A 23,066-nucleotide genomic window follows, 5' to 3' on the forward strand; every position below is an offset into this window, starting at 1 on the left:
CTCCTTTAGATTGTTAATTCCATTTGATATTGATACGTATAGGCACAAAATCCTAGTGTTTCTAACAACTCGATAACATCTTCGGCATACGTTTCAATATTATTAATGGTTAGTGTTTCATACATGTTTGATGCGTTAAATAGTAATGCTTGCAATTGATCCGGATGGGTATAACCAAAATGACGAACGGATCCATTGTTGAGCACCGCAATAAAAGCAACGATTTCACCATTGTCTTGAATCGTATAAATATTTTGATTTTGCGGTGTTCCAATATAATTAGCAAATGATGGATGATGATTCTCAAGATGACGCAACGACGATACATCCGACCCAAAGTCCAAATTCACTTCATACGGAGTCGTAGGTTTTGTCTTTACACTCCCTTTATAGCAGTTGTAGGTCGCTGTGACTTCAAATCCATTGTTCTTATATGTTTTAATGGCATTGGCGTTATCCTTGAGAACTTCTAATTGATAGGTATCAATGCCAAACATATTGAAATAACTCAATGCCGCTTCAAACATCATCGTGTACAATCCTTGCTTTCGAAAACGAGGAACGATTCCGGTCATCACATTGTAAGCTACTGCACCGTTCAAGGCATGGATTACAAAGCCTACAAGTTCTTCTTCATCATAGACTCCGAATGAATAATCTAAGTTGGTATTCACACCTTCAAGTTTCGTTTTTAGAGTCTCTTGGGTGAATTCCATTGGTACTGGGTAATCTTGAAACGCTTCATTGATGGTTTTTACAAGTGATTCAAAATTCACATCACTTAACTGTTTTACTGCAATCATTCTTCTACCTCACATTTTACTTATTTTACCATACCGGTCCATTTTTTCATAATTTATAACGCTTCGATACTGTAAGAAAAGAATCTCTTACGAGATTCTTTGAACACTATGATTTTCTTCGACGTTTTGAAATCATGACGATTCCAATTCCAGCAAGAAGTATGATGCTACCATACATCATAACCGTGTTACTAATTCCTGTTTTTGGTAGTTCTGCTCCCTCACCTGGGTTCGTAGGTTCGACTGGGGTTACAGGATCCACCGGATCGACTGGATCAACTGGATTCGTTGGATTAATAACTGTTACAGTGAATTCTTTTGTTGCCAGCACTTGCAGGTCGTGCGAGAGGATAGACGCTGTAACAACGACGTCTCCCTTCACATTATCCAACAACAGGTTCTTGACATCAAGCACCACAGGCATCGTCTGTGGTGCGGTAACTTCACTTGTTACGACACCTTCAATCGTAAGAGTTGTCGCAAGATATGACTCAAGACTACCGTCTTTAATAAGTTCCTGAAGTTTCGCTTTTGAAAGTGATATTTTACGATCATTCATTTTAATAGCATATGTGCGCGTACTGTCGTAAATCATGACTGGAATTGTCTTTGTTGAATTTGATGCACCATAGTCAACGGTTGCAACAACTTCAACACTTCCTTCTTGTACAGCATTCTTGATACTATCTAAATTCATGACGACACGATCCGTAATATCTTCGTTAACTGTGACTGTGCCATTTGGTAATATTTCGCGATATTCTGCTTTTACAAAATCACTTGGAACAACTTGTTCACGATCTTTCAAATCAACGGAATGTTTAAGATCGGTAATGATAATTTCTCGAACTGTATTTTCTTGTTCAATATACTTTCGAGATATGTCATTGATACCTGCACGCATGCGTTGCACTTCAGCATCAATGAAATCTTTATCAGCTTGACTTGATGCTACTGTTGCACCATAACCGTTTCCTTTTCCATAACGACGACCAATAGATTGAATTAATGTATCAATTTCTTCGGACAACGCTGGATCAAGACTCTTTAAGTAACGCGCTTTCGTGACATCTCGTGTCCCTTCTTTAAGCTTTTCATAACGAGGTGTTGTATATGGTACGGTTGAATCTTGACCTTTTTCTCTTGGATATACAAAGAATGGGTCACCACTCTCCCAATACCAGTGGCTAATATCTTCCAGTGGATTTGCGACCCAAGCATCAAATGCCCATCGCATAAATCCATCCACACTCTGAGACTCTGCATACCACATTGTCCAAGCACTCTCGCCAGGATTACTGAATGCAAAGCTACTTGGGTAGTCCCCAACACAGGTATAGATAGTAGTTGTTAGACCTAGACTGCGACGGTGTTCAGAGAGTTCTCGAAGTTCGTTACTATCGTGATTCGTATGCCCAAGATTAATTGAAATATCATCAATCTTATCTAGAATATCTGCTGAGACGGAGTTATAGTTCATCGCTCCATGAATTTTGAGTGTTTTACCATCTTTGTTTGGATGATTTTGGATAATATCGATGACTGGTTGCATTGTCGACAATGGACGTTCGTCCATTGCAATATACGTTTTTTCAAACCAACCTTTAGAATCTAAATGATTGACATAACTGACCAAAAATTCGTCCCAAAGTTTATTCCAAAGTTCTGAGCCAGGTGCAGGTTTAACTTGAACTTCTTTACCTTGTGACTCATCAAAATAGAATATTCTATTTTCCCAAGGAATCATTGAAAAACTCTTAATATGCCTATCGATACCAAGACTCATTGCCAATTCGACATACTTATCGAAGTGCTCATAATCAAAAGTCATGGTTCCGTCTACAGATTTCGTCCATTTAATCATGGATGGGTATTTATCGGTTGTCTGTTGGTTCCATGGATCCTCAACAATCGTAACAGTGATGGTATCGCCACCACTTTCTTTGTATGACTTCAATTGATTGGTGAGTATTTCCAAATGATATGGACCAAATAAATCCGCTTCTTCAATTCCGTAGTAACGAGCTGATGTATAAGGATATTGCCAGATATCCATTCCAAAATCGTATGCTTCAGTACTATTCAAATCTGGGACAACTAAATCCAGAACTTCAAATGAATATTCTAGTTCAATGCTATCTGTCATTGAATCATCATTGAGTTGAATGGTTCCCGTATAGATGCCTGGTTTCGTAGATTCCGGAATTTCAATTGAAACCCAAAGCGGCTGAACTCGCTCTGCTGCTATATTCATTGGTAATGATGTATGAATCACATCAGGTACCATTTCTTTGGGTTCTGTTGGTACACTTCCCCAATTAAAACCACGTCCAATATACGCATTTGTTTCTTTCAGTCCTTTTATTGATATATTCTCGTTTGAAAATGTATCTGTTCCATTTGAAAAGTCAGAAACTATCGCATCAAGACCTTCAATCGCACTGTTACGGGTAGTTACAACGATGGATGATGATAGAACATCATTACGCCATGCTGTGTCGTGATATGACTTACTCGTTCCATTTTTTATTGCATTGTAATCACTTTGTAAATAATGACGGTTACTGTCTCCTACGAAAGCATTGAATGTACGTGTGTCATGAATAATTTCGTATGTAACCGATTTGGTCAAATCCGTGTTAGGAATAGTTGCTGTAATTGTTACTGTTCCCGGTGCGACTCCTGTCACTTTCCCTTGTGCATCGACCGATGCAATTTCAGGATTTGAACTTTCCCACTCGATTGTCTTATTAGTAGCATAGAATGGCTTTACAGTAGCATCTATAATTTCAGTTTGGCCTTTATCAAGAACTTCGTTGCTTTGAATTAAATCAAGTGATTCTGGTTTAATGGCTTTATGATAAACTCTAAAAAAGTCAATCTCACCACTATTTGCACTCGCTTGTGGATTTTTATCCCCTGTTACTGTAAGTTTTAATGTATGAGGGCCTTCATCTAAACCCGAGATAGTCCCTAGTACTTGTTGATCCTTTTTTGTTGATGCGTAAGCATCAAAACGGACAGGATCTGAACCATCAACTTGTACTTCGTAGATTCCATGATTCGGTGCTTTGGTTGCAACTACATCAATTTTATTTCCAATAAAATTTACTTCTAAATAAGGTTTGTCGCCTGGCTTGAGGTTTACCCAATGCTCATCACCATTACTAAAACGATCAGGATAACCTGTACTCTTTGACCAACCACCAGTATATTTCACTTGAAATTGTCCCTCACCAATTGATGAGTCTTCTATATTAGTTTCAAAATCAGTAACGACTTCTGCATGCAGATCATTTGTTACAAACGGAAAAATTACTAAGCATAGTAAAATTACTAAAAACTTTTGAATTCTTTTTATCAACATATGTCCTCCCTATTAACACTTTATTGAATAAACAGTACTCAGTTTTTGCTCCTCTAAATCTTAGTATAACGGAGCAATTCCCAAATGTAAGTGCTTTCTTATTTTTTATAAGCAACGCGTTGATTTGTACAACGTTATTTATATCACAAGAAAAAGAGAGTATAACTCTCTTTTAGATTTCAATATTTTTGACATTAAGACGGCGTAAGAAATAGCGGTCATGGCTGACAACAATGAGTGTCCCTTGGTATTGCATGAGCACATCTTCAAGGATTTCACAGCTTTGAATATCAAGGTGATTCGTAGGCTCATCAAGAATAATTAAGTTATGCTTACGATACATTATTTCCATCAGTTTAATTCGAACCTTTTCACCACCGCTGAGGTAACGAATTGGTTTATATACATCACTTTGGTAAAACCCAAACTGTGCCAGCATCCTGCGTGCGTCAAATTCACTCATATTTAGTGATTGCTGCGTATAGCTTAATATCCGCTCATTTTCGTCTTCAAATACATGTTGTTGCGGTAAGTATCCGATTGATACACTTTCGCCAATTTTCAGAGTTCCTCCCAATGCCGGAATTTCACCCATTATCGTTTTTAAAAGTGTGCTCTTTCCGGTACCGTTCGCACCTAAAAGTGCAACTCGCTCTTGCCAAAAAATATTCAGATTCTTCGGATTACCCAGAGGATGTGTGTACCCGACTTCAAGTTCACATGCAGTTAGAACTTGTTTACCACTACGATTATTCAGATCAAAGCTCAAGTTCAATTTCCGTTCCAGTTCTTCTGGCTTTGGCAATTTTTCCATTTTTTCGAGGCGTTTCTCAATTGCTTTCGCACGTTTAAAGAAATCCTCATTATCACTTTCATGTCCCCATTGGCGATAACGGCGTATTGCAAGTTTGAGTTTTTGAATAATTTTTTGTTGTGCCTCATAGTCTAAGACCAACCGAGCAAAGCGTTCTTTCTTTTGAATTTGGAACTGATCATAATTACCATGATAGGTTACGATACTTCCATCTTCAATATCATGAATCACATCCACAACTTGATTCAGAAATTCTCGATCATGGGACACAATTATTAGTGTCTTGCGTAAAGATTTGCAATAGTTTTCAAGCCATTGGATACCATCGTAATCAAGATGGTTTGTTGGTTCATCCAAACAAAGCACCTCTACATTTGAGACCAATAGTTTAACGAGTTCTATTCGTGTTTTTTGGCCGCCACTAAGCTCATTATAGTCTTGTTCCAAAGCATTGCTAATAGCAAGTCCCGTCGCGATTCGTTGAATATCATTTCCGACTTGATAACCACCGTGCACTTCAAATTGGTGCGTTACTTTTTCGTATTTTTCGAGATCTGACTCAAGATCATCACTGGTTGCGAATCCTTGTTCCAGAACTTGCATTTTTCGTTCGAGTTCTTGAAGTTCCCCAAATTGCTGCATAACATATGCATGGGCTGTACCCTCAAAGACAGGGAATTGTTGATTCATATACCCCACTTTGATATCTTTTGGTACGATACGTTGACCTTCTTGATAGTTCTCAAGGCCTGCAATTATTTTAAGGAGTGTGGATTTTCCACTTCCATTTTCACCAACAATCGCGATATGATCGCCTAATTTTACTTCGAGGTCGCATGCCTCAAGAATTGCTTCATCAGCATAGATTTTTGTTATATTATTTAAGTTTATTTTCATATTTATCCTTCTTTCTTAAAGAAGGGTAAGAAAAAAGCCTAGCGTAAACTAGGCCATGATAATGACTGTTCTTACACTTCTTTCAATTAAATTGGACGCACTCGTCCCTTTGTTATTGAAAGAGTTGTGAAAGTTACTGTACGACTAAAAGCATCAAAGTACTTGATGGTATCATTATTGTTATTAATATTTTTAATCATACAGATGGACACAGTCATCACCTCCTTATTTTTTTACAGTTTACCACGAAATCTGATTAATGTAAATATTACTCAAAAACCTCTGTGAGAATATCATCTCGCATAGCATCGGCAACGTGCTCGTGTTGTTCGTGAAGCATCCAGAGATACCCAAATGGGTCTTTGAACAACGAATTGCTTACACCATAATCCAACATCGGTGTTACAGCTTGCAATTCCACACACCCATTCCTAAGCGCATTATGATGGATTTGCATGATATTTGGTACTGTTACATTAAACCAAATTGTCGCTTGAATTTCTCCAGACGGTGCTATCAGACCATACTCAGCATTTTCATCAAGCATATGAAACTTCATACCATAGATTGTGAAGATTGCTTCATTACTGCCCTGAGGGAACTGAGTTACTTCGAGGACATCTATCTCAAAAATCTTGCGATATGTTTCCAATGCGAGTAGACTATCCGGTACAACAAAATTAACTTCGATATCTCGTGTCATTGTCTGCCTCCTTTTTCAAAATTATAACATGGTAGTTTCTTTGTTTCATCTATATGCACGCAAAAGGATGGCAATCACACCATCCTTTTGAATTACTATTATAGAGTTTCTACTTTTTTGGTCTGTAGAACGCCCAGATAGAAAGAGTTGTGGATCGCTCTGCGAGACCCAACAACGCATTAATGAAGAACTTCATTGCTCTCCTCCTTTGGTTTTAAAACAGTGCCAAATAAACGCGATGTAAATACCGCGGATAACGAAACATTATACGTTTTCGTTTATCATTTCAACATTGAAATAGGATGTAGAAGCAATGACTAGGGTAACGACACTCGAGAAAACAGTTAGTTGAGATGGCGCGAGAATGCTAGTTAATAAGAGTACACAGTTTAACACATAGAAGAAATAATCAAATTTATCACTGTGTTTCTTCGGGTCGTCATTTCCCAATACATTGGTATAGTATACAATTAAACAATTTAAGAGTACCAAATATATTCCCCAATACATTTGGACTTCTGCTGCAATCACATACGACAGTACCAGAGCAAGTAAGTACGTACCGAATGTCATGATGAAGCAGGACATAAATGTTTTTGCGTGATAGCGATCACGAAGACTCCGTGAAACAATGAATATCGAGAAGAAAATCATTGTTTCGGTAAATCTATGGATGACAATCCCAAATCCTAAAATTGAAAGAAGGGTAATCGCATTAGAGATTACGACCTCTAATCCGTACCGCAAGTCCTCAATTTGGTTTGCTTCTATATAGCCTAATTTACAAAACGATTTGCTTATCATTCGTGAAATGTATTCCATGGCATACCCCCACCGAACTTATAATACGTTTAATCGTACATTGTTTAAAGTTTTTTTGTTTATATCGTCGTTTTTAAGGTTTAAGTTGTAATTTTAGCTTTTATTTGTCCGAATGTGGAATGAGTGCTTTAAATTGAAAGGTATCCCTTTCACTCATAAACATAGCCCTACCGTTCAAAATTTTCACGGCATCCAAGATATTATCTACCCCAAGACCAACACGTTTTCCGGATTTGTTAATTGGCTTTCCATCTACCATTGTGACTGGGTGCGAGATTTTGTTCGCAATATAAATTTTTATAAACTGATGATTTTCACTAATTACAATTTTAATTTCTTTTGGATCGTGTGCGTATAGCAGTGTTTCATTAATTGCATTATCCATCGCATTTCCAAGTATAATTGTCAGTTTATCGTGCGGAATCGCAAAACGACCTTCATCATGACGCACCTTAAAACGAATGTTCGGGTATGTCGATATTTTTGAATTTAAGATTGCATTTATCGTTAGATTGTTGGTGTTAACATACGACTTAAGTTCTGGCAATGCATGGAGTGTCTGAATATATCGAATGGATTCATCATTCATGCCATTTTCAATGAAGCTTTGAAGTGTAATTAAGTGGTTCTTCAGATCGTGTTTGAGCTTTGCAGTTTCTATTTTATCTTGGACACTTTGAATATACGCTTCATTTTTTTGGTTAGCCTCAAATAAGGCTGATTCCATGAGCATTCGCTCATTTTTTTCTTTAAAGTATCGCGTAATTAATGCGAGGATGAGTACAAAGCTTACAACATAAGTCAGGGTCATCAGGACAATAATATTTTCAATGTGTGTTAGCGCATTGATAAACAAATAATCATACAAAAGTACAAGAACGATAAATGATACACCTAGATATTGCGCAATGCCAATTAGATTTTCACGTCGGGTTTGCGTTGGTAACAGCGTTGTACTCAGCACAATACCAATCATTAACATCACAAGCTTAATCATTAGTGCTACGACAACCCAAACACTAAATTGTTGTAACAGATCGACATAGGATATGCCGAAAATCCATGATACAAGGGACGTTACTAACAAAGTTACGATTCCGCTCAATACATAGTAACCAAAGACTGCGAAAACTCTTTTGGTATTGCTTTCGTCGAATAGCACAAATGCGTAACTGAGCATCAATAACAGTGAAAAAATTGTTCCTTCATTCGAATAAAGAGTATTCGTTGCAAAATATAATAAACCCGCCGTCAAAATCGCTACAACTACTTTGAAAGGTGTCGGAATATCTTTTTTAGTTGCAAGCTTACCACAATAAAAATCTAACAAAATAATATCTACGAAACACAACATGACTTCGATACCAGTGCGTAGGATGATGTCGAGTGTCATAGTGTGTCCCCCAACATGAGATATTCAGTATAGACACGTATAATCTCTTTATATCGCCCACGTGATATGCTAATTTCTTTGTCAAATGAGCGCATTTCTAGGCTCTTGGATGAAACAGAATCAACATGGAGTAAATTGATAATTGTTCCGCTATTAGGTCGAACAAAAAAGCGCGAATCCAAACGCTTGTAGATATCCGTCAAGGATGCATTGATAACTTTAATTTTGTGTGATTCCGTATAGACATACGGGTGACGATCAGTATATTCGATAATTATAATGTCGTTGACATCTACTTGGATTTCTTTATTGTTTGTTTTAAGTGATATTTTCTTACTTTTAGATTTAACAAACACATCGCGTATTTCTTCAATAGCTTGAATCAACTCATGAGCAACATCTTCTTTCATGATGTATTTATGAACATTCAGGCCAAAAGCATCTTTCATATAATGAACATAGGACGTTAGAAAGATTATTTTTGTTGCTTGTTCTGCCTGCTGGATTTGCTTAGCAAGCGATACGCCATCCATACCAGGCATCTCTATATCTAAAATTACTAGGTTATAAATAATGAAAGGTGATCGATTAATATAGGCTTCTGATGACTCATATGTGTCAATTGTAGCAATATTAAGAGTATCCGCTGATTCTGAAATTAACTGGTATACTTGCTCTTTAAATAGTGGGTTATCATCAACAATCGCAATTTTAAACATTGAGCGCTCCTTCATCAATTCTGGTTAAGTTCTATTATTGTGAATTTTATTTCACAGTTTATTTTATTGTACCATATTTTGTCAGGGTGCTGACTGTATATAAACTGTGCATTTTCAAGAATCATTTGTCATTGCACGGACCGAATCTTTACGATATTATTGAATTAATAGAGATGCGAGGTTTTGATAATGTCTATTACTCCAAGAATTGGATATGCGAGTTTAAATATTGATACACATGCACGGTTTCGAACCTGTCGTAAAGACGATCTCACGGAAACGCTACTCCGTGATTTAATTCGTGATAATTTGGCTACTTTGGATGCGATGCTTGATTATAACATTAAGCACAACAATTACTTTTTTAGAATTTCTTCGTCCCTCATCCCCTTTGGTTCATCACCTTTGAATACGCTCAATTGGTCGCATGAGTTTTCAGAGTATTTCACCAAACTTCGAACCAAAATACAAACACACCAGATACGTATCTCCTGCCACCCTGGACAATACACCGTACTAAACGCTCAAAATGAAGCGGTAGTTGCTGCTTCCATTGACGATTTGAGATATCACGCACAACTTATGGAACTATTATCAGGGGATGCTAATCATAAGATAATTCTACATGTTGGTGGCGTTTATGGCGATAAAGAAGCTGCGATGCGTCGTTTCATCAATGTTTACAATCATCGTTTGCCCGAAATTATAAAAAAATATCTTGTGATTGAAAATGATGATCGTCTTTATACAGTGGCTGACATATTATATCTCTCTGAAAAAACGGAAGTACCTTTAATCTATGATAACCTCCATCACCTTGTTAACCCTTCTTTAGAAACGCTTGCGCCTCAAGAGATTGTTGCTCAAGTAATTGGTACGTGGAAAGAAGACGATGGAAGACCCAAAGTTCATTACAGTCAACAAGCCTACAACAAACGTCCTGGAGCGCATACGGACACCATCAATCTCGATCAATTCATTGATGACTATGAGCTTTTATATTCACAATTTGACCTTGATATTATGTTGGAAGTCAAAGATAAGAATCGTTCATTTATAAAAGTAAATCAATACTTTAACCCCTCTCAATTAGTACTGGAACAAGAGTGGGCTCGGTATAAGTATTTAATCATGTCTTATTCAACACATGCATACAACGAACTTCGTCTACTGTTCAGAGAAAATAAAATCGTTAATCCTGTAGCATTTTATCATGTTGTTGATCAAACACTTGCAGGTCCTACTACAATTGGGACTCAAATCAATGCTTTGGAACACGCGTGGGGATATTTTAAACATCATGCATCCTCTGCAGAACAAAAGCGCTTCTTCTCCTACTTGGAGGCACTAAGAGCGGAAACGGTTACGATTCAACCTATCACAAAATTCCTGTATAAGCTTGCCATGAAGTATCAAAGTTCATACTTACTCGAATCTTACTTCTTAGTCTCATCGAATACCTAATGAAAAACTCAACAGAGCCAAATCTACCTTAAGGTCCGGCTCTGTTGAGTTTTTTTATTGGTTTACCAGTATATCCTCGATGACTTTACCATCTTTTAGCTTAATGCGATGATTACATTGTGATGCTATTCCTTCATCATGGGTCACAATAACAAGTGTTAATCCTTCTTGATTTAGAGCCTTAAATATTTCCATTAAATTAGCGCCATTCTCACTATCCAAGGCACCTGTAGGCTCATCAGCCAAGATGACATCCGGATCATTGATGAGAGCCCGGGCAATCGCGACACGTTGCCGTTCACCGCCTGAGAGTTCGTATGGATATTTGCTAGCTTTCTCTTCCATTCCTAGTTGTTTCAAAATACCGAGCGCTTTCGATGCATCTTTCTTATGTTTCATCGGTAATAGTACATTTTTGAGTACAGTCATCGTTGATATAAGTCCAAAATTTTGCACGATGTATCCAATGTTTTTATTTCGATATGATGCCATTTGTTTATCTTTGAACGCACCCAGATTTTCTTGTTTAAATAAAATAGTTCCCTGCGTCAATGGAATAAGCCCTGCAAGCAGGTTCAAAAGTGTACTCTTTCCGGAACCTGATTTTCCTATGATTGCAACCATCTCACCTTTATTTATTGTTAGGTTAATGCCATCTAATGCTGTTTCTGTTGCAGCATTTTTACCATACACTTTTTCCAAGCGCCTCACTTCGTATATTTTCATAAACTTCCTTTCCTATCTTGCTATCGCTTTCCGGCAATGACTTTAGTAATCTCTAAATTCTCGATTTTCCTCCATGCAAGATACCAAATACCAACAATTATTGTTAGCGCAAGAATGCTATTTGTGAGGATCCCTATTTTCGTTGCAGCGCCCATCCCTGTCGTTATGAATTGTGCAAGAAACAAACCCATCATAAGTTGTATGAGTTTATTCATGATTAGGTGAATCGTAATCTGTGTTTTTGAGTAACCAACGGTTTGCATAACCGCATACTTGTATTTGCTTATTTCCAAATCGAGAAAAATAGAAATAAAGTAGCAAAGCAGCGCATAAAACATTGTGAATAGACCGATATATACCCAAATCATTGCATAGGAAAGCTTCGATTTTAAAGACTCTGCAAGTTCTTTTTGCCCATCAATCGTTTTAAATGAAATTGGCGAAAGATTCAACGTTTGGAGCACTTCCTTAATTTGATTGTCAGATAAATCATTGATGATTATATTTTTTAAAATGTGATGATTTATTTCAAAATTCATGGTTTGTATGTGTTTTGGATGAAACGGGATCACAATATCGTTATCGATAGATTCTGGTAGAAAATACTGAGGTGATGTGATTGTTTGATGTTGCTTCATAATCCCTACGACGACAAACTGCATTGTATCCTTCTCAAATGTCTGATTTATGGAAATATTTTTCCTCAAATTATATCCAACTAATACTGGAATGCTTCCATCTTCAAATTCATAGTCTTTTTCTATCAAACCCCTTCCAGCTACTACTTCTAAGTTATTGAACTCGCCAACCAGTTTGCTTATCGATCGATATTTTTCTATGGACACTCTTAAGTTAAATTTTTCTTGATAAACTTGCTCAAAAAGTAGAACTAGTTGCTCCTCATATTGATTGAGTAAACGTTCTATCCGCGTTTTATACTGATTTAATTGAGTGTCATTAAGTTTTCCAATACGACCTTCAAAGCTTTCACTTAATGCATCGTTTTCTATTGGGTCGAAATGAGTTAACGATTTACTCTTACTAAACGTCTGCTGCATTTGAAAATCAGTATATGCGTTTTGCATATTTATAACGAGAAACATACTAAATGTCAGAGGAACTGCAATTTGAATTATACTCATGACGCCTTCAAGCACTTTAATGCATCGATTCCTGTATTTGTTAATACCTACAGTGACATCAATGTATTCTTTTCTAACGCAAAAAAGTACTTTGATGTACGTTAAAATATGAATAATCAAAAAACTCAGAAATAATGCAACAAGAATGTTTATTTTCAAACTTCCGTAATGAAACCTGATTACCAATGTACTTACTAAGTACGCACTTACGGTGATCCTCCTAAGAGCAACGCAATGATATTTAACCTGATCTAGAGTCGAATATCCAACAAGTCTAAGTACCTTTGTAATATCAGCATGATAGTAGATCCAGTATTTAATGACGAGGTTCAAAGCTATCACACCTGTAATTACTAACGCAATGACATTTATCATGATAAATCCTTGTTCCATAATGTAGCTTTGCACCGTACATACCTGTGGTGGTGTACATTTCGATTGATGATAGCAGTGATCTCCAAAACTCGACATTATAACTTCGATTATGCAAATGAAGAGTATCGAGGTTATAAACTGGTTTGCCCACATGAGTATCTTTAGTTTGATTGACTTATTAAAATTCATTCATTTATCTCCTAGAGGGACATGGATTAACATGGCCTAAAATTACCTTTTGGATTCTGAACCAGTTGTGCAGGATTGCCCTGGTTCTGCTACGAGCCATGTTTGAACTGTATCTCCAACCTGGGGAAACCACTTGGTATTAACATGCCTTTTTTGACCAACTTTAACCCATGCTCTCATCCATTTTAGACCTGAATTACGTGCAGTGGTTTTCGAATTGCATCCATATCCAAAAAAATATGGCGTTCTCCGTTCATGATGCGAGACATCTTGGTAATGTCGATATGCTTTTACCTGATTAATGCTTCCCGCTAAAAACAAAAAAACTAATATTGCAACAAAGTATTTTTTCATAGTATCACCTCTCTCAATAACTCTATCTTCGATATCAGCTATAATCATTTTTTATTTCAAGTATGTCTCAAGCAAGTATAAATCCTATGATTGTATTGTTATTTTATCATCACATTTTTTAATAACCTCAAGTCTAGAACGAGCGGCCTATATTTTTGTATAAAGGGTCAATTGATAACCATCCGCACAAAAAAAGGTTACCTGCGGGTAACCCAATTAAACTAAGCCTTTAAAACTATTTAGCTGCCCAAATATCGATTTCGATATTGATTTCTGGCAAACCCAGAGCGCTAATGTATGCGATTGTCATGGAAGGATAATCGTAACTAAAGAAGGCATCCCATGTAGCATCAAAATGGTCCCAATCGATTTCCTTAACAGACCATATATTAACTTTTGTGATGTCTTCGGGTGTAATGCTTTCATGATCGAGTAAATCGCGAATATTATCAAACATCTGTTCTATTTCTTTTTTAAAATCAAGTGGTAGTGTTCCATCTTCTTGGACACCAATTTGTCCTGAGAATACAATGGTATCCAGACCTGCAGGAATACGTGTAATATGCGCGTACTTTCCGACTGGTTGATTTACATTATGTGGTGTTTTCCTTGTTATTTTTTTCATTATTTGTCCTCTATTCTAATCCTGCTGAGTGCAATTTCGGCTTAGTTTGGACGCACTTATCCCATCTTAATGGGATTTTTCGAAGAAAACAGCAGTCATATTGCTGACTCCAAATGATAAAGATAATTTATTGATACGTTTCATCAGCAACTCCTTCTGCGTTTTCTGTATCATACCATCCATGATTTTTTTAAGCAATAATAATAGAAAAAGGACAGGCGTGTTGCGCCTGTCCTTTTATATTTTTTGAAGGTGAATTAATTGACCTTGATTTACATCTTGATGATTCTCTGTGACCCTAAACCGTGAGGTCGGCTGATTCGTTACAATGACCATTGTCGTTGCCTCAATGTTCTTATCTTGAAGCAGCGCTAATTCCACCGTTGCAATCATTGAATTCTCTGTGACCTCATCGTCAAGATCAACGAAGTTTTTAAAACCCTTTCCTTGAAGTGTCACCGTATCAATTCCAATGTGGATTAACACTTCAGTACCGTCCGATGTTTTTATGCCAATCGCATGCTTCGTTGGGAATACAGCAACAACAGTTCCTGAAACAGGTGCATAGATTTCATGACTCATTGGAATTACGGCAAACCCATCACCCATTGCAAAGGATGCAAAAACGGGATCGGATACTTCAGTTAACGGAATAATTCGGCCAGTGACTGGGGCAAAAAATTCAAGTTCTCTCTTTCCAAATAATTTCTTAAACATTATATTTTCGCTCCTTTTGCTCTGAGTGTCTTGACCGTAGTAGTAACGGCATTGGCAACATTATCTACAACACGTGGATCAAATACTGACGGCACAATATTTGTTGCACTCAGGTCTATTTCATCGATGCATTCTGCAATTGCCTTAGCGGCTGCGAGGTGTACTGATTGTGGAACAGATGTTGCCTTAACTTCGAGAAGTCCTTTAAAAAGCCCAGGAAAAACAAGTACATTATTAATTTGATTGGGATAGTCACTACGTCCTGTCCCAACAACTGATGCACCTGCAGCAAGTGCATCTTCGTAAGAAATCTCTGGTATTGGGTTTGCCATCGCAAAGACAATAGCATGCTTCGCCATTCGGTTAATCATTGATGATTTTATAATATTTCCAGCTGACACACCAATAAATACATCCGCATTTACTAATGCTTCATCCATCGATAACACATTATCTTGGTTTTCTGTTAATGCTGCAATCATCTTTTGATGCTCTGTGGTTGCAGTGTTTGATGCGACTATCCCGTGAAGATCAAAAGCATGGATTGATTTTACACCGTACTCTTTTAGTAGCTTAATAATAGCACTCCCGGCGGCACCGGTTCCACTTACAACTACTTTTATTGTTTCTACAGATTTGTTGACGAGTTTTAGCGCATTCATGAGTGCAGCAAGCGTCACAATCGCGGTTCCGTGTTGATCATCATGAAAAACGGGAATCGTTAGTTCTTCTTCTAACCTTTGTTCAATTTCAATACAGCGTGGTGCTGCAATATCTTCAAGATTGATAGCTCCAAATCCAGAAGCAATTGCTTTACATACTTCAATAATCATTTCCGTATCTTGAGTATTCAGTACAATTGGGACTGCATTAATATTCGCAAACCGTTTGAGTAGTATAGCTTTGCCTTCCATAACGGGTAGCGCTGCTTCGGGTCCTATATTTCCTAACCCGAGAACCGCACTACCATCAGAAATAACTGCAACTGTATTTTGTTTCCATGTATAGGTATAGGCTTGAGTCACATCTGCTTTAATTTCAAGACACGGATCTGCGACTCCTGGTGAGTAAACTAAAGCTAAATCATCGGCAGTGTCTATATTATACTTTGCCTCAATCGTTAGTTTTCCTTGAAGATTAGCATGTAAATTTAGTGCTCTACTCATTTCACTTCAAGCGTCCAATACGGTTTATTAACTTCCATGAGTGCATCTAAAACCGCTTTTGCCTTTTGTGGATCAACAACACTACGATTTAAAGTTAGTGCCTGAAGTGCTTTCGTATAATCGCGATCCATCCATGACTCCACTGTTAACAATTCGTACGCGTATTGTCCTTCCATCAGGCCTTTGTAGAAGGGCTTAATTTCGCCATACGGTTTACATACTGGACCATTAGAGCCTAATCTTCCCGCAAGCTCTACAATCGCTTCTTTTGGGAAATTTGGAATTAATCCATCATTCGGAACCATAATCACAAACTCGTTATTTAGATTATGCAGAATCGACTCCGCTATCTCAATCATCAAGTTACCGAAAACAGATCCAGTTAAAATTTCAAGATTGCCCAGTGTATCTCGACCAACTGCTTGAGCACACAGTTCAAATACTTCTTTCTCACGACTATCTTTTGCTTCATCTGCGCGAGTATATGTTGGATTACTTTCCGCAACGATTTCTTCTGGGAAGAAATAATACTGTAGATAGGTATTCGGTAGATATTCTGGGAAAAATTGAAGGTATTTATTTACCCGCTTATAGGTTTCGAGCCATGATGCCGATCGTTGTTCAGCATTATAAGGTTTGAATTCATTGTCTTTTAAGAATGTTTTTAGGATATCAAAATGTGAATTTCCGTCGGTATCATATATATCCGTAAACCATCCAAAATGATTCAGTCCAAAATACGTGGCCCGTAAAGTTTCCTGCGGAACATCTAAAATTTTCGCATATGAGCGCATCATTGAGTATGGCTGATCACAAAGGTTAAGCAATCGCTTATCATTCGGAAAAATTTTATGAAGAGCAAGGGCAACAATCGCTGCTGGATTCGTATAGTTTAATATCCATGCATCTTCGTTAATAGCTCGAATGTCATTGACCATTTCAACCATAGCACCAATGGATCTCATTCCATATGCAAAGCCACCTGGACCGCATGTTTCTTGGCCTACTAGACCAAATTGCAAGGGTATTTTCTCATCCAAACTACGCATGTGAGTATCGCCAGCACGCATTTGTACAAGTACTGCATCTGCTTGTTGGTAGGCAATCGCTTTATCGGTAGTAAAGATTACTTCAGTTTCTGGCATTTCTTGTGCCAACACCAACCGAATATAGTCATCCATCTTACTCATACGATCATTGTTAATGTCGAAGAATACTACCTGTTTTAATGGAAAACGTTCTTTGTAGTCCACTATTGATCCTACAAGAGCGGGTGTTCTTGAACTCCCTGCCCCTACTATTGTGATTGAATATGCTTGTCTCACGATTATCACTACTTTCTAATTTCATCATCTACTGCATTACGCACAAACTCTACTAATGGACCAAATACAATATGTATATGGTTTTTTGAAGGAAGGAAAATACCAGTTGTACCAGATTCCTTCAAGATATCATTATTAATTAATTGTGTATCCACAACATCGATTCGAAGTCGGGTGATACAGTTATCGACATGGGCAATATTTTCGCTTCCACCGAGCCCTTCAACTACTAATTCAGCAATTCGTTTATAATTTTTTTCTTTGATCAGTGTATTGTCGAGATTTTGTTCATCTTCACGTCCAGGTGTCTTAATATCAAACTTGAGAATGTACCAACGGAAAACAAAGTACATGACGACTGCCATCACTAATCCAACCAATACAAAGTAAATCCATTGCGTATCTTCATACATTAACCCAAAGATTGCAAAATCAAAGATAGTTCCACGGATGTAGCCAATCGCAACATTAAAGAGTGGTAAAATTGCTGCACTAATACCAATTATGAGTGCATAAATTACGTATAAGAATGGTGCTATAAACACGAATGTGAATTCGAGCGGCTCAGTGACGTTTCCAAGCAATGCTGTCATCCATAAAGTAATCAGTAATGGTTTTACAAATTTCTTGTTTTCTGGTTTTGCAGTATGATACATCGCCAATGAGATTGCTGGGAAAGCGAACAACGTAACTAACATCTGTTGCTGAGCCATGAAACGTGTAAGGCTTGGCATCATTGACCAGTATTCGCTGTTAGGTCCAAGATTGAATAGAATTTCTTGCATTGCAGGAACAACACCAACAAATGTTGTACCGTTAATGACATAGGTTCCCCCGGCTTCGGTAAAGCGGAACATTGCATTCCAAATGTGATGTAAACCAAACGGAATGAATAAACGTTCTCCACCTGCTGTAAAGAGTGGTCCAAGTGGACTTAAAATAACAACTGATAGATGCGTTAACATTTGAACAAAGAATTGCCATACAAATGGAATTAACAAACCAAATCCAATCATAAGTGCTGATGTAATAATTGGAACAGATTTCTTTCCTCCAAAGAAAGCAAATGCAATCGGTAATTCTAAGTTATAGAATTTGTCAGTAGCCCATGCAGCCATCAACCCAGCAAAGATTCCTCCTGCCGTATTTAAGTTCATGGTTTGAACACCGAGTACTTTGATTTGTCCCATTTGTGAGATAAGTTCTGGATCTGCTAAATTTCCAGTAACCGTGAGCCATACGCTCATCGTAATGATAAGTACTAAATAGGCAACAACGGATGCAAAGACCGCGATCCCCTTATCGCGTTTACTCATACCATAGGCAACCCCCATTGCAAATAGTAATGGAATGTTGTCAAAGACAACACTCATAATCGTTCGCGTACTTTTTAGTGTTGTCTGAATTACTTCATTTCCGAGAAATGGTAATTTATCAATCATGTACGGTTGTACGAACGCACCACTAATACCAAGAATCATTCCAACCGGAGCTAATACCCCAATTGGAAGAAGCAGAGATCGACCAAATGTCTGGATTTGCTTACTATACTTCTTGAACATCTTCTTCCTCCTGTAACGTATATCACGTTTCTAAGACCATAATACAAAACTTCGTAACCGCTTACTCTTTAATTCTCACGGAATTGGACGCATTAAAAAACCTAGGTCGTATCTTGCGACTTAGGTCGGATTTTTCTGATACACAATTTCATTCGCGAGCATCTCGACAATCATAAACATCCCAACTCGAGAGATACCATCATTCGTTGCTGTCGCGACAGAATCTGACGCAGTGTACAGGTTAATATCAGACATTCGAGCAAGCACATTATGTGTGAACGATGTAATGGAAATGATAGGAACATTTCGTGACTTAACAATTTTCGCCGCTTCGACTATTTTTCGTGTTTCTCCTGATAATGAAATCAGAATAATAACTTCTCGAGGATCAATCGTGGGCGTAATAATTGATAGCAAATTATAGTCATCTAAAATAATGCATTTTAACCCGATGGTTAACAGTAAATGATTAAGATGCTGAGCAACGGATTTTGATGTTCCTCTAGCAGCTATATAAACTGTTTTAGCGTTTAGTATCGCTTCTGCAGATTTTTGTAGATTACTGTAATTCACCAAGTTGCCCGTCATTTTTGTAAGTGCAATGACTGAGTCGTTGAATGCCTCAGTTGTAATATGTTCATGTTGTGATGCATTGTAGGTCTTAATGTAATACTTCAAATCCGAGAATCCTGAAAACCCAAGCTTCTGGGACATCGTAATCACAACTGTTTTCGAAGTTAATGATTTGTCCGCCAATTCATTGATATTAATGGTTTCAACCTCATGCATATTTTGCACAATGTAATTACATACACGACGTTCACTTTCAGTTAAGGTATCAAATTTTTCTATTATCCGATTCATAGTAGATCCTTTCTTAACTCACGTATTGATTGTGTCAATCATACTATGTCTCTTTCCGTCATGCAACGAAATTCGATAGCGGTTACATTTGTTTTGTGTTCAGTCTTCAAGTGCTTCCATATCATGAATCAGCGATTGTTTCTTATATTTGATTTGTAGGCATATTACTGTTGCACCAATAATTGAGAAACATACATAAATCGCCAGAAGTGCATAGGGTAACGTAAAAATGCCCATTCCAGTAAGTAATGCACCCGCAACAATATACCCAACCAAACAATAGAGTATCGTTGGTATTATTGTTTTGTAAATAATGTATTTCACCCGATATCCAAGTTTAAGATAGATAGCATTTCTATATGCCTTTTTATCAATTTCCATAATTGCATTGCTTATGAATGTGAAAAATACAAATACTAAGAAAACCAATGCTAACACCAACCAAAAATAAGCGATTTTTAGTGCAGCTTGATACGTCGTCGTTACAGAATCCTTTATATCCACAGCTTCATGCTTTAGCGAACTCATTGATATGTTTTGGATATTATATTCTAGTTTTGATTCATCCATATTTTTAACATAGAGATTGTTGTAGATTGCCTCATGAAATTTAAGCGTATCTTCGCGAATTAAACGCGGATTAAACGGCGCAATAATACTCTTATCTACTGTTGCTGATTTAAAGTCATTTGGTGCAAAGACAGTTTCTCCTGCTTTCATAACCCCAACAATTTGATAGGTACTTCCCATCATTTTATACGTTTGTCCAATACGTAACGTATCCGACAATTCTGATCCAATTAAAACTGGAATTGGTTCACTAACACTCGTAAAATCACCATTCTTGATCATGCGTCCCGACGTAACTTGAATCTCATTGGCCTTCATTACGTACTCACTGGAACTGTAATAATGATCAACTTTTGTTTTGAGTGTTGAAGTTGGACTTCCAGCTGATTCATAGAACGTGAACATGTCCTGTTCGTGTTCAATAAGCATCGCTCTAAAATTATGAAGAAACGATAAATTCTCTTCTGCTGTCTGCTTACGTAGTTTATGAACGAACATATTGTTAGGACCACTATCTTCGATTAAACGTATGGCATGTAACTTTTCATTATTCGTGTACTGCTGATATGCTTTAGTATCTTTTAATTTATCTCCAAGCACTGTTGTAAAGAAAGCAATCACTAGTAAAGTTAATGTTACTTGAATAACATTTAAACTTACACTAAACGATTTCGAAACATAACGTATGCAACGAGGGCTTGCATGATCGTCTGGCTTACCAATTGCAAGTAAAATTCTAGTTATTCCCCAGAGAACGGCAACACTTTCTATCACTATTGCGACAATCCCGCTAAATACCGCGGTAGCATTAGTAGGTCGAATAAATATGACAAACAACATAAATGCTCCTGCAAAACTTGATAGATAATTTATGATTGTTTTTCGAACCATGTACCTACGTTGCTCACAAAGACTGTATCCGACGATATGTTGTATCTTATAGATATCCTTCGTTATAAAAATCCAGTATTCTAACACTTTAAAGAAAAACAAACCGGCTGATGCTATCACTAACACTATCAACAAGGAAAGAAGCTTCTGTTCATTTATAAATGTAAATATTGAACATGAACTTCGAGCTATAGAGGCTCTCGTACAGTGCTTTACACCAAGATGAAGGAGAGCATACGTTGCTGTGATAACTGCACTTGAAACTATTAAATTACTAATCCATAATCCTATATGTTTTTTCATATTTTCTCCCCAAAATAAATTACTCGTTTAGATTATCTAATCATCAGCATCGCCACCATATTCACATGTTTGGTCGAAGCGTCCAACAATCCAAGTATGAACCGAATCACCTTCATTTGGAAAATATTTAGTATTGGTATGGCGTCGATTTCCCATCTTAACCCATGTCCGGATATATTCGTAGTTTGGGCTAAAGACGGTTGTCTTGGAATTACACGCTTTCCCAGCAAAGTCTATGTTCGACCACCCTTCGTTATACCAACCACTATCTGCTGAAATATTCCCAGTGGCCATTGTTAACAGTAATGCAATCATTATCATAATGTTTTTCATGATTCACCTCTTTAGTATCAAATAGGTTCTTTTTAAACTTTTTCCTCTCGTATAGTATCATGTTTTTATTTCTTTTTTTTCGAAGTATGTCTCGAAGGAACCTTTTTGTGACTAAGTGGTTTATTGCTTTGTTCAATCATAAAAAAGCCCACCCTTTGGTGAGCTTTAAGAATTAAAAACGGTTTGGTACAGCTTGAAACTTGATGTTTGATAGTATGAACTTCCTGAATTAAAGGGTGTCCCATTTTCCATATATGCGATAACTTCCATTTTAATTAAGGGATCTCCTACCGAAATGTTAAGTTGCTTTGATAATTGTGCGTCGGCCAAGATTGCCTGTAAAGACTGATCCGCATAATCAAATTGAATGCCTCTTGCCTCTAGTAAGGCATAGAGCGATCCACTTAAATCATCTTCAACAAGAATACCAACAAGTTTTTCTGGAAAGTATACATGTTCAAAGACAATTGGAACATTATTGGCACATCGTGTTCGCTTAACCTCCCATACAGGTTCTCCCACTATAATTTGTAATTGCTGCGCAATATCTTCATTCGCAAAAATACGACGCAGCTCCACATCTTTAGAGCTGGGTATTTCATCACGACGTAGTACCTCGCGTGTGAATCCGACACCATTGCGAAATTCTTTATACGACGGAATACTTCGAACAAAAGTTCCACGGCCATGTTGTCGATACAAAACACGATCACTGACAAGTTCGTCAATCGCACGTCGAACTGTAACACGTGAAATATTAAGGGCTTCCGCAAGTTCATTCTCTGAATCAATCATTTGATGTGCTTTATAGAAACCCGAATCTATTCTTTGGTTAATATAGTCTATTACAACTTCATATTTGTTTTTCATAATCATATTATAACAATCCCTCACAGACACTTCAAGTCAACTTGTATTGACAAGTTGAAAACAACTGTATAT

General features: G+C 37.2%; 20 protein-coding genes. 1 reads left to right on the forward strand and 19 read right to left on the reverse strand.

Translation table 11 applies throughout. The features are described 5' to 3' along the window. Positions 1-5: 5 nt before the first annotated feature. From GVV22_RS06155 to GVV22_RS06185, 7 genes are all read right to left on the reverse strand, one after another. The gene (locus GVV22_RS06155) at positions 6-803 is read right to left on the reverse strand and encodes a GNAT family N-acetyltransferase (RefSeq protein WP_159649261.1); all 798 of its coding nucleotides are present in this window, start codon (positions 801-803) and stop codon (positions 6-8) included. A gap of 106 nt (positions 804-909) precedes the next feature. After that, on the reverse strand, positions 910-4,170 hold the full coding sequence (locus tag GVV22_RS06160; protein WP_159649262.1) for a glycoside hydrolase domain-containing protein: 3,261 nt from the start codon (positions 4,168-4,170) through the stop codon (positions 910-912). Positions 4,171-4,342: 172 nt separating this feature from the next. Then, complete coding sequence (abc-f, locus tag GVV22_RS06165) at positions 4,343-5,881, reverse strand: ribosomal protection-like ABC-F family protein (RefSeq protein WP_159649263.1); 1,539 nt, start codon at positions 5,879-5,881, stop codon at positions 4,343-4,345. A 268-nt stretch (positions 5,882-6,149) separates the two neighbouring features. Then, a complete protein-coding gene (locus tag GVV22_RS06170) occupies positions 6,150-6,584 on the reverse strand; it encodes a VOC family protein (RefSeq protein ID WP_159649264.1) in 435 nt (144 codons plus the stop codon). 264 nt (positions 6,585-6,848) lie between these two features. Continuing rightward, positions 6,849-7,406 carry an accessory gene regulator B family protein gene (locus GVV22_RS06175; RefSeq protein ID WP_159649265.1) on the reverse strand — a complete coding sequence of 186 codons (558 nt, stop codon included), beginning with the start codon at positions 7,404-7,406 and terminating at the stop codon, positions 6,849-6,851. A 100-nt stretch (positions 7,407-7,506) separates the two neighbouring features. Further along, positions 7,507-8,799 (reverse strand): GHKL domain-containing protein, encoded by a 1,293-nt coding sequence (locus GVV22_RS06180; protein WP_159649266.1) that lies wholly within the window; start codon positions 8,797-8,799, stop codon positions 7,507-7,509. Then, positions 8,796-9,518: a LytR/AlgR family response regulator transcription factor gene (locus tag GVV22_RS06185; RefSeq protein ID WP_159649267.1), complete on the reverse strand. Its 723-nt coding sequence runs from the start codon at positions 9,516-9,518 to the stop codon at positions 8,796-8,798. Before GVV22_RS06185 ends, GVV22_RS06180 begins: the two co-directional genes overlap by 4 nt. 189 nt (positions 9,519-9,707) lie before the next feature. Here GVV22_RS06185 and uvsE point away from each other — a divergent pair, with 189 nt between their 5' ends. Beyond that, positions 9,708-10,982: a UV DNA damage repair endonuclease UvsE gene (gene uvsE, locus GVV22_RS06190; protein ID WP_159649268.1), complete on the forward strand. Its 1,275-nt coding sequence runs from the start codon at positions 9,708-9,710 to the stop codon at positions 10,980-10,982. Positions 10,983-11,036: 54 nt separating this feature from the next. On the opposite strand, the gene GVV22_RS06195 is transcribed toward uvsE, so the two are convergent. The 12 genes from GVV22_RS06195 to GVV22_RS06250 all read right to left on the reverse strand — a co-directional run bounded on the left by GVV22_RS06195 (position 11,037) and on the right by GVV22_RS06250 (position 23,000). Beyond that, positions 11,037-11,708 (reverse strand): ABC transporter ATP-binding protein, encoded by a 672-nt coding sequence (locus GVV22_RS06195; protein WP_159649269.1) that lies wholly within the window; start codon positions 11,706-11,708, stop codon positions 11,037-11,039. 20 nt (positions 11,709-11,728) lie between these two features. Further along, the gene (locus tag GVV22_RS06200; protein ID WP_159649270.1) at positions 11,729-13,414 is read right to left on the reverse strand and encodes a hypothetical protein; all 1,686 of its coding nucleotides are present in this window, start codon (positions 13,412-13,414) and stop codon (positions 11,729-11,731) included. A gap of 42 nt (positions 13,415-13,456) precedes the next feature. Beyond that, entirely contained in the window at positions 13,457-13,768 is a 312-nt protein-coding gene (locus GVV22_RS06205; protein WP_159649271.1) for a hypothetical protein, read from the reverse strand. 235 nt (positions 13,769-14,003) lie between these two features. Further along, the gene (locus GVV22_RS06210; protein WP_159649272.1) at positions 14,004-14,393 is read right to left on the reverse strand and encodes a RidA family protein; all 390 of its coding nucleotides are present in this window, start codon (positions 14,391-14,393) and stop codon (positions 14,004-14,006) included. 237 nt (positions 14,394-14,630) lie between these two features. Then, a complete protein-coding gene (locus GVV22_RS06215) occupies positions 14,631-15,110 on the reverse strand; it encodes a PTS sugar transporter subunit IIA (protein ID WP_159649273.1) in 480 nt (159 codons plus the stop codon). Continuing rightward, complete coding sequence (locus GVV22_RS06220; protein ID WP_159649274.1) at positions 15,110-16,276, reverse strand: NAD(P)-dependent malic enzyme; 1,167 nt, start codon at positions 16,274-16,276, stop codon at positions 15,110-15,112. Before GVV22_RS06220 ends, GVV22_RS06215 begins: the two co-directional genes overlap by 1 nt. Continuing rightward, a complete protein-coding gene (locus tag GVV22_RS06225) occupies positions 16,273-17,601 on the reverse strand; it encodes a 6-phospho-alpha-glucosidase (RefSeq protein WP_236261933.1) in 1,329 nt (442 codons plus the stop codon). The genes GVV22_RS06220 and GVV22_RS06225 overlap by 4 nt, the downstream gene beginning before the upstream one ends. An 8-nt stretch (positions 17,602-17,609) precedes the next feature. Then, on the reverse strand, positions 17,610-19,163 hold the full coding sequence (locus GVV22_RS06230) for a PTS transporter subunit EIIC (protein ID WP_159649275.1): 1,554 nt from the start codon (positions 19,161-19,163) through the stop codon (positions 17,610-17,612). 120 nt (positions 19,164-19,283) lie between these two features. Continuing rightward, positions 19,284-20,027, reverse strand: a complete 744-nt coding sequence (locus GVV22_RS06235) for a MurR/RpiR family transcriptional regulator (protein ID WP_159649276.1) — start codon at positions 20,025-20,027, stop codon at positions 19,284-19,286. Between the two features lie 99 nt (positions 20,028-20,126). Next, positions 20,127-21,791, reverse strand: coding sequence for an ABC transporter permease (locus GVV22_RS06240; protein WP_159649277.1), 1,665 nt, complete (start codon positions 21,789-21,791; stop codon positions 20,127-20,129). A gap of 36 nt (positions 21,792-21,827) precedes the next feature. Beyond that, positions 21,828-22,124 carry a hypothetical protein gene (locus tag GVV22_RS06245; protein ID WP_159649278.1) on the reverse strand — a complete coding sequence of 99 codons (297 nt, stop codon included), beginning with the start codon at positions 22,122-22,124 and terminating at the stop codon, positions 21,828-21,830. 165 nt (positions 22,125-22,289) lie between these two features. Next, a complete protein-coding gene (locus GVV22_RS06250) occupies positions 22,290-23,000 on the reverse strand; it encodes a GntR family transcriptional regulator (protein WP_159649279.1) in 711 nt (236 codons plus the stop codon). Positions 23,001-23,066: the final 66 nt, after the last annotated feature.

The sequence above is a fragment of the Erysipelothrix aquatica genome, from assembly GCF_009828825.1.
Classification (GTDB): Bacteria; Bacillota_I; Bacilli_A; order Erysipelotrichales; family Erysipelotrichaceae; genus Erysipelothrix; species Erysipelothrix aquatica_A.

Bases quoted from the DNA above. Each gene is read 5' to 3' on its own strand.
- GVV22_RS06205 (WP_159649271.1), bottom strand. From the start codon at position 13,768: ATGAAAAAATACTTTGTTGCAATATTAGTTTTTTTGTTTTTAGCGGGA.
- GVV22_RS06155 (WP_159649261.1), bottom strand. From the start codon at position 803: ATGATTGCAGTAAAACAGTTAAGTGATGTGAATTTTGAATCACTTGTA.
- GVV22_RS06185 (WP_159649267.1), bottom strand. From the start codon at position 9,518: ATGTTTAAAATTGCGATTGTTGATGATAACCCACTATTTAAAGAGCAA.
- GVV22_RS06235 (WP_159649276.1), bottom strand. From the start codon at position 20,027: ATGAATCGGATAATAGAAAAATTTGATACCTTAACTGAAAGTGAACGT.
- GVV22_RS06175 (WP_159649265.1), bottom strand. From the start codon at position 7,406: ATGGAATACATTTCACGAATGATAAGCAAATCGTTTTGTAAATTAGGC.
- GVV22_RS06195 (WP_159649269.1), bottom strand. From the start codon at position 11,708: ATGAAAATATACGAAGTGAGGCGCTTGGAAAAAGTGTATGGTAAAAAT.
- GVV22_RS06180 (WP_159649266.1), bottom strand. From the start codon at position 8,799: ATGACACTCGACATCATCCTACGCACTGGTATCGAAGTCATGTTGTGT.
- GVV22_RS06250 (WP_159649279.1), bottom strand. From the start codon at position 23,000: ATGATTATGAAAAACAAATATGAAGTTGTAATAGACTATATTAACCAA.
- GVV22_RS06245 (WP_159649278.1), bottom strand. From the start codon at position 22,124: ATGAAAAACATTATGATAATGATTGCATTACTGTTAACAATGGCCACT.
- GVV22_RS06170 (WP_159649264.1), bottom strand. From the start codon at position 6,584: ATGACACGAGATATCGAAGTTAATTTTGTTGTACCGGATAGTCTACTC.
- GVV22_RS06210 (WP_159649272.1), bottom strand. From the start codon at position 14,393: ATGAAAAAAATAACAAGGAAAACACCACATAATGTAAATCAACCAGTC.
- GVV22_RS06220 (WP_159649274.1), bottom strand. From the start codon at position 16,276: ATGAGTAGAGCACTAAATTTACATGCTAATCTTCAAGGAAAACTAACG.
- GVV22_RS06200 (WP_159649270.1), bottom strand. From the start codon at position 13,414: ATGAATTTTAATAAGTCAATCAAACTAAAGATACTCATGTGGGCAAAC.
- uvsE (WP_159649268.1), top strand. From the start codon at position 9,708: ATGTCTATTACTCCAAGAATTGGATATGCGAGTTTAAATATTGATACA.
- GVV22_RS06160 (WP_159649262.1), bottom strand. From the start codon at position 4,170: ATGTTGATAAAAAGAATTCAAAAGTTTTTAGTAATTTTACTATGCTTA.
- GVV22_RS06215 (WP_159649273.1), bottom strand. From the start codon at position 15,110: ATGTTTAAGAAATTATTTGGAAAGAGAGAACTTGAATTTTTTGCCCCA.
- abc-f (WP_159649263.1), bottom strand. From the start codon at position 5,881: ATGAAAATAAACTTAAATAATATAACAAAAATCTATGCTGATGAAGCA.
- GVV22_RS06230 (WP_159649275.1), bottom strand. From the start codon at position 19,163: ATGTTCAAGAAGTATAGTAAGCAAATCCAGACATTTGGTCGATCTCTG.
- GVV22_RS06240 (WP_159649277.1), bottom strand. From the start codon at position 21,791: ATGAAAAAACATATAGGATTATGGATTAGTAATTTAATAGTTTCAAGT.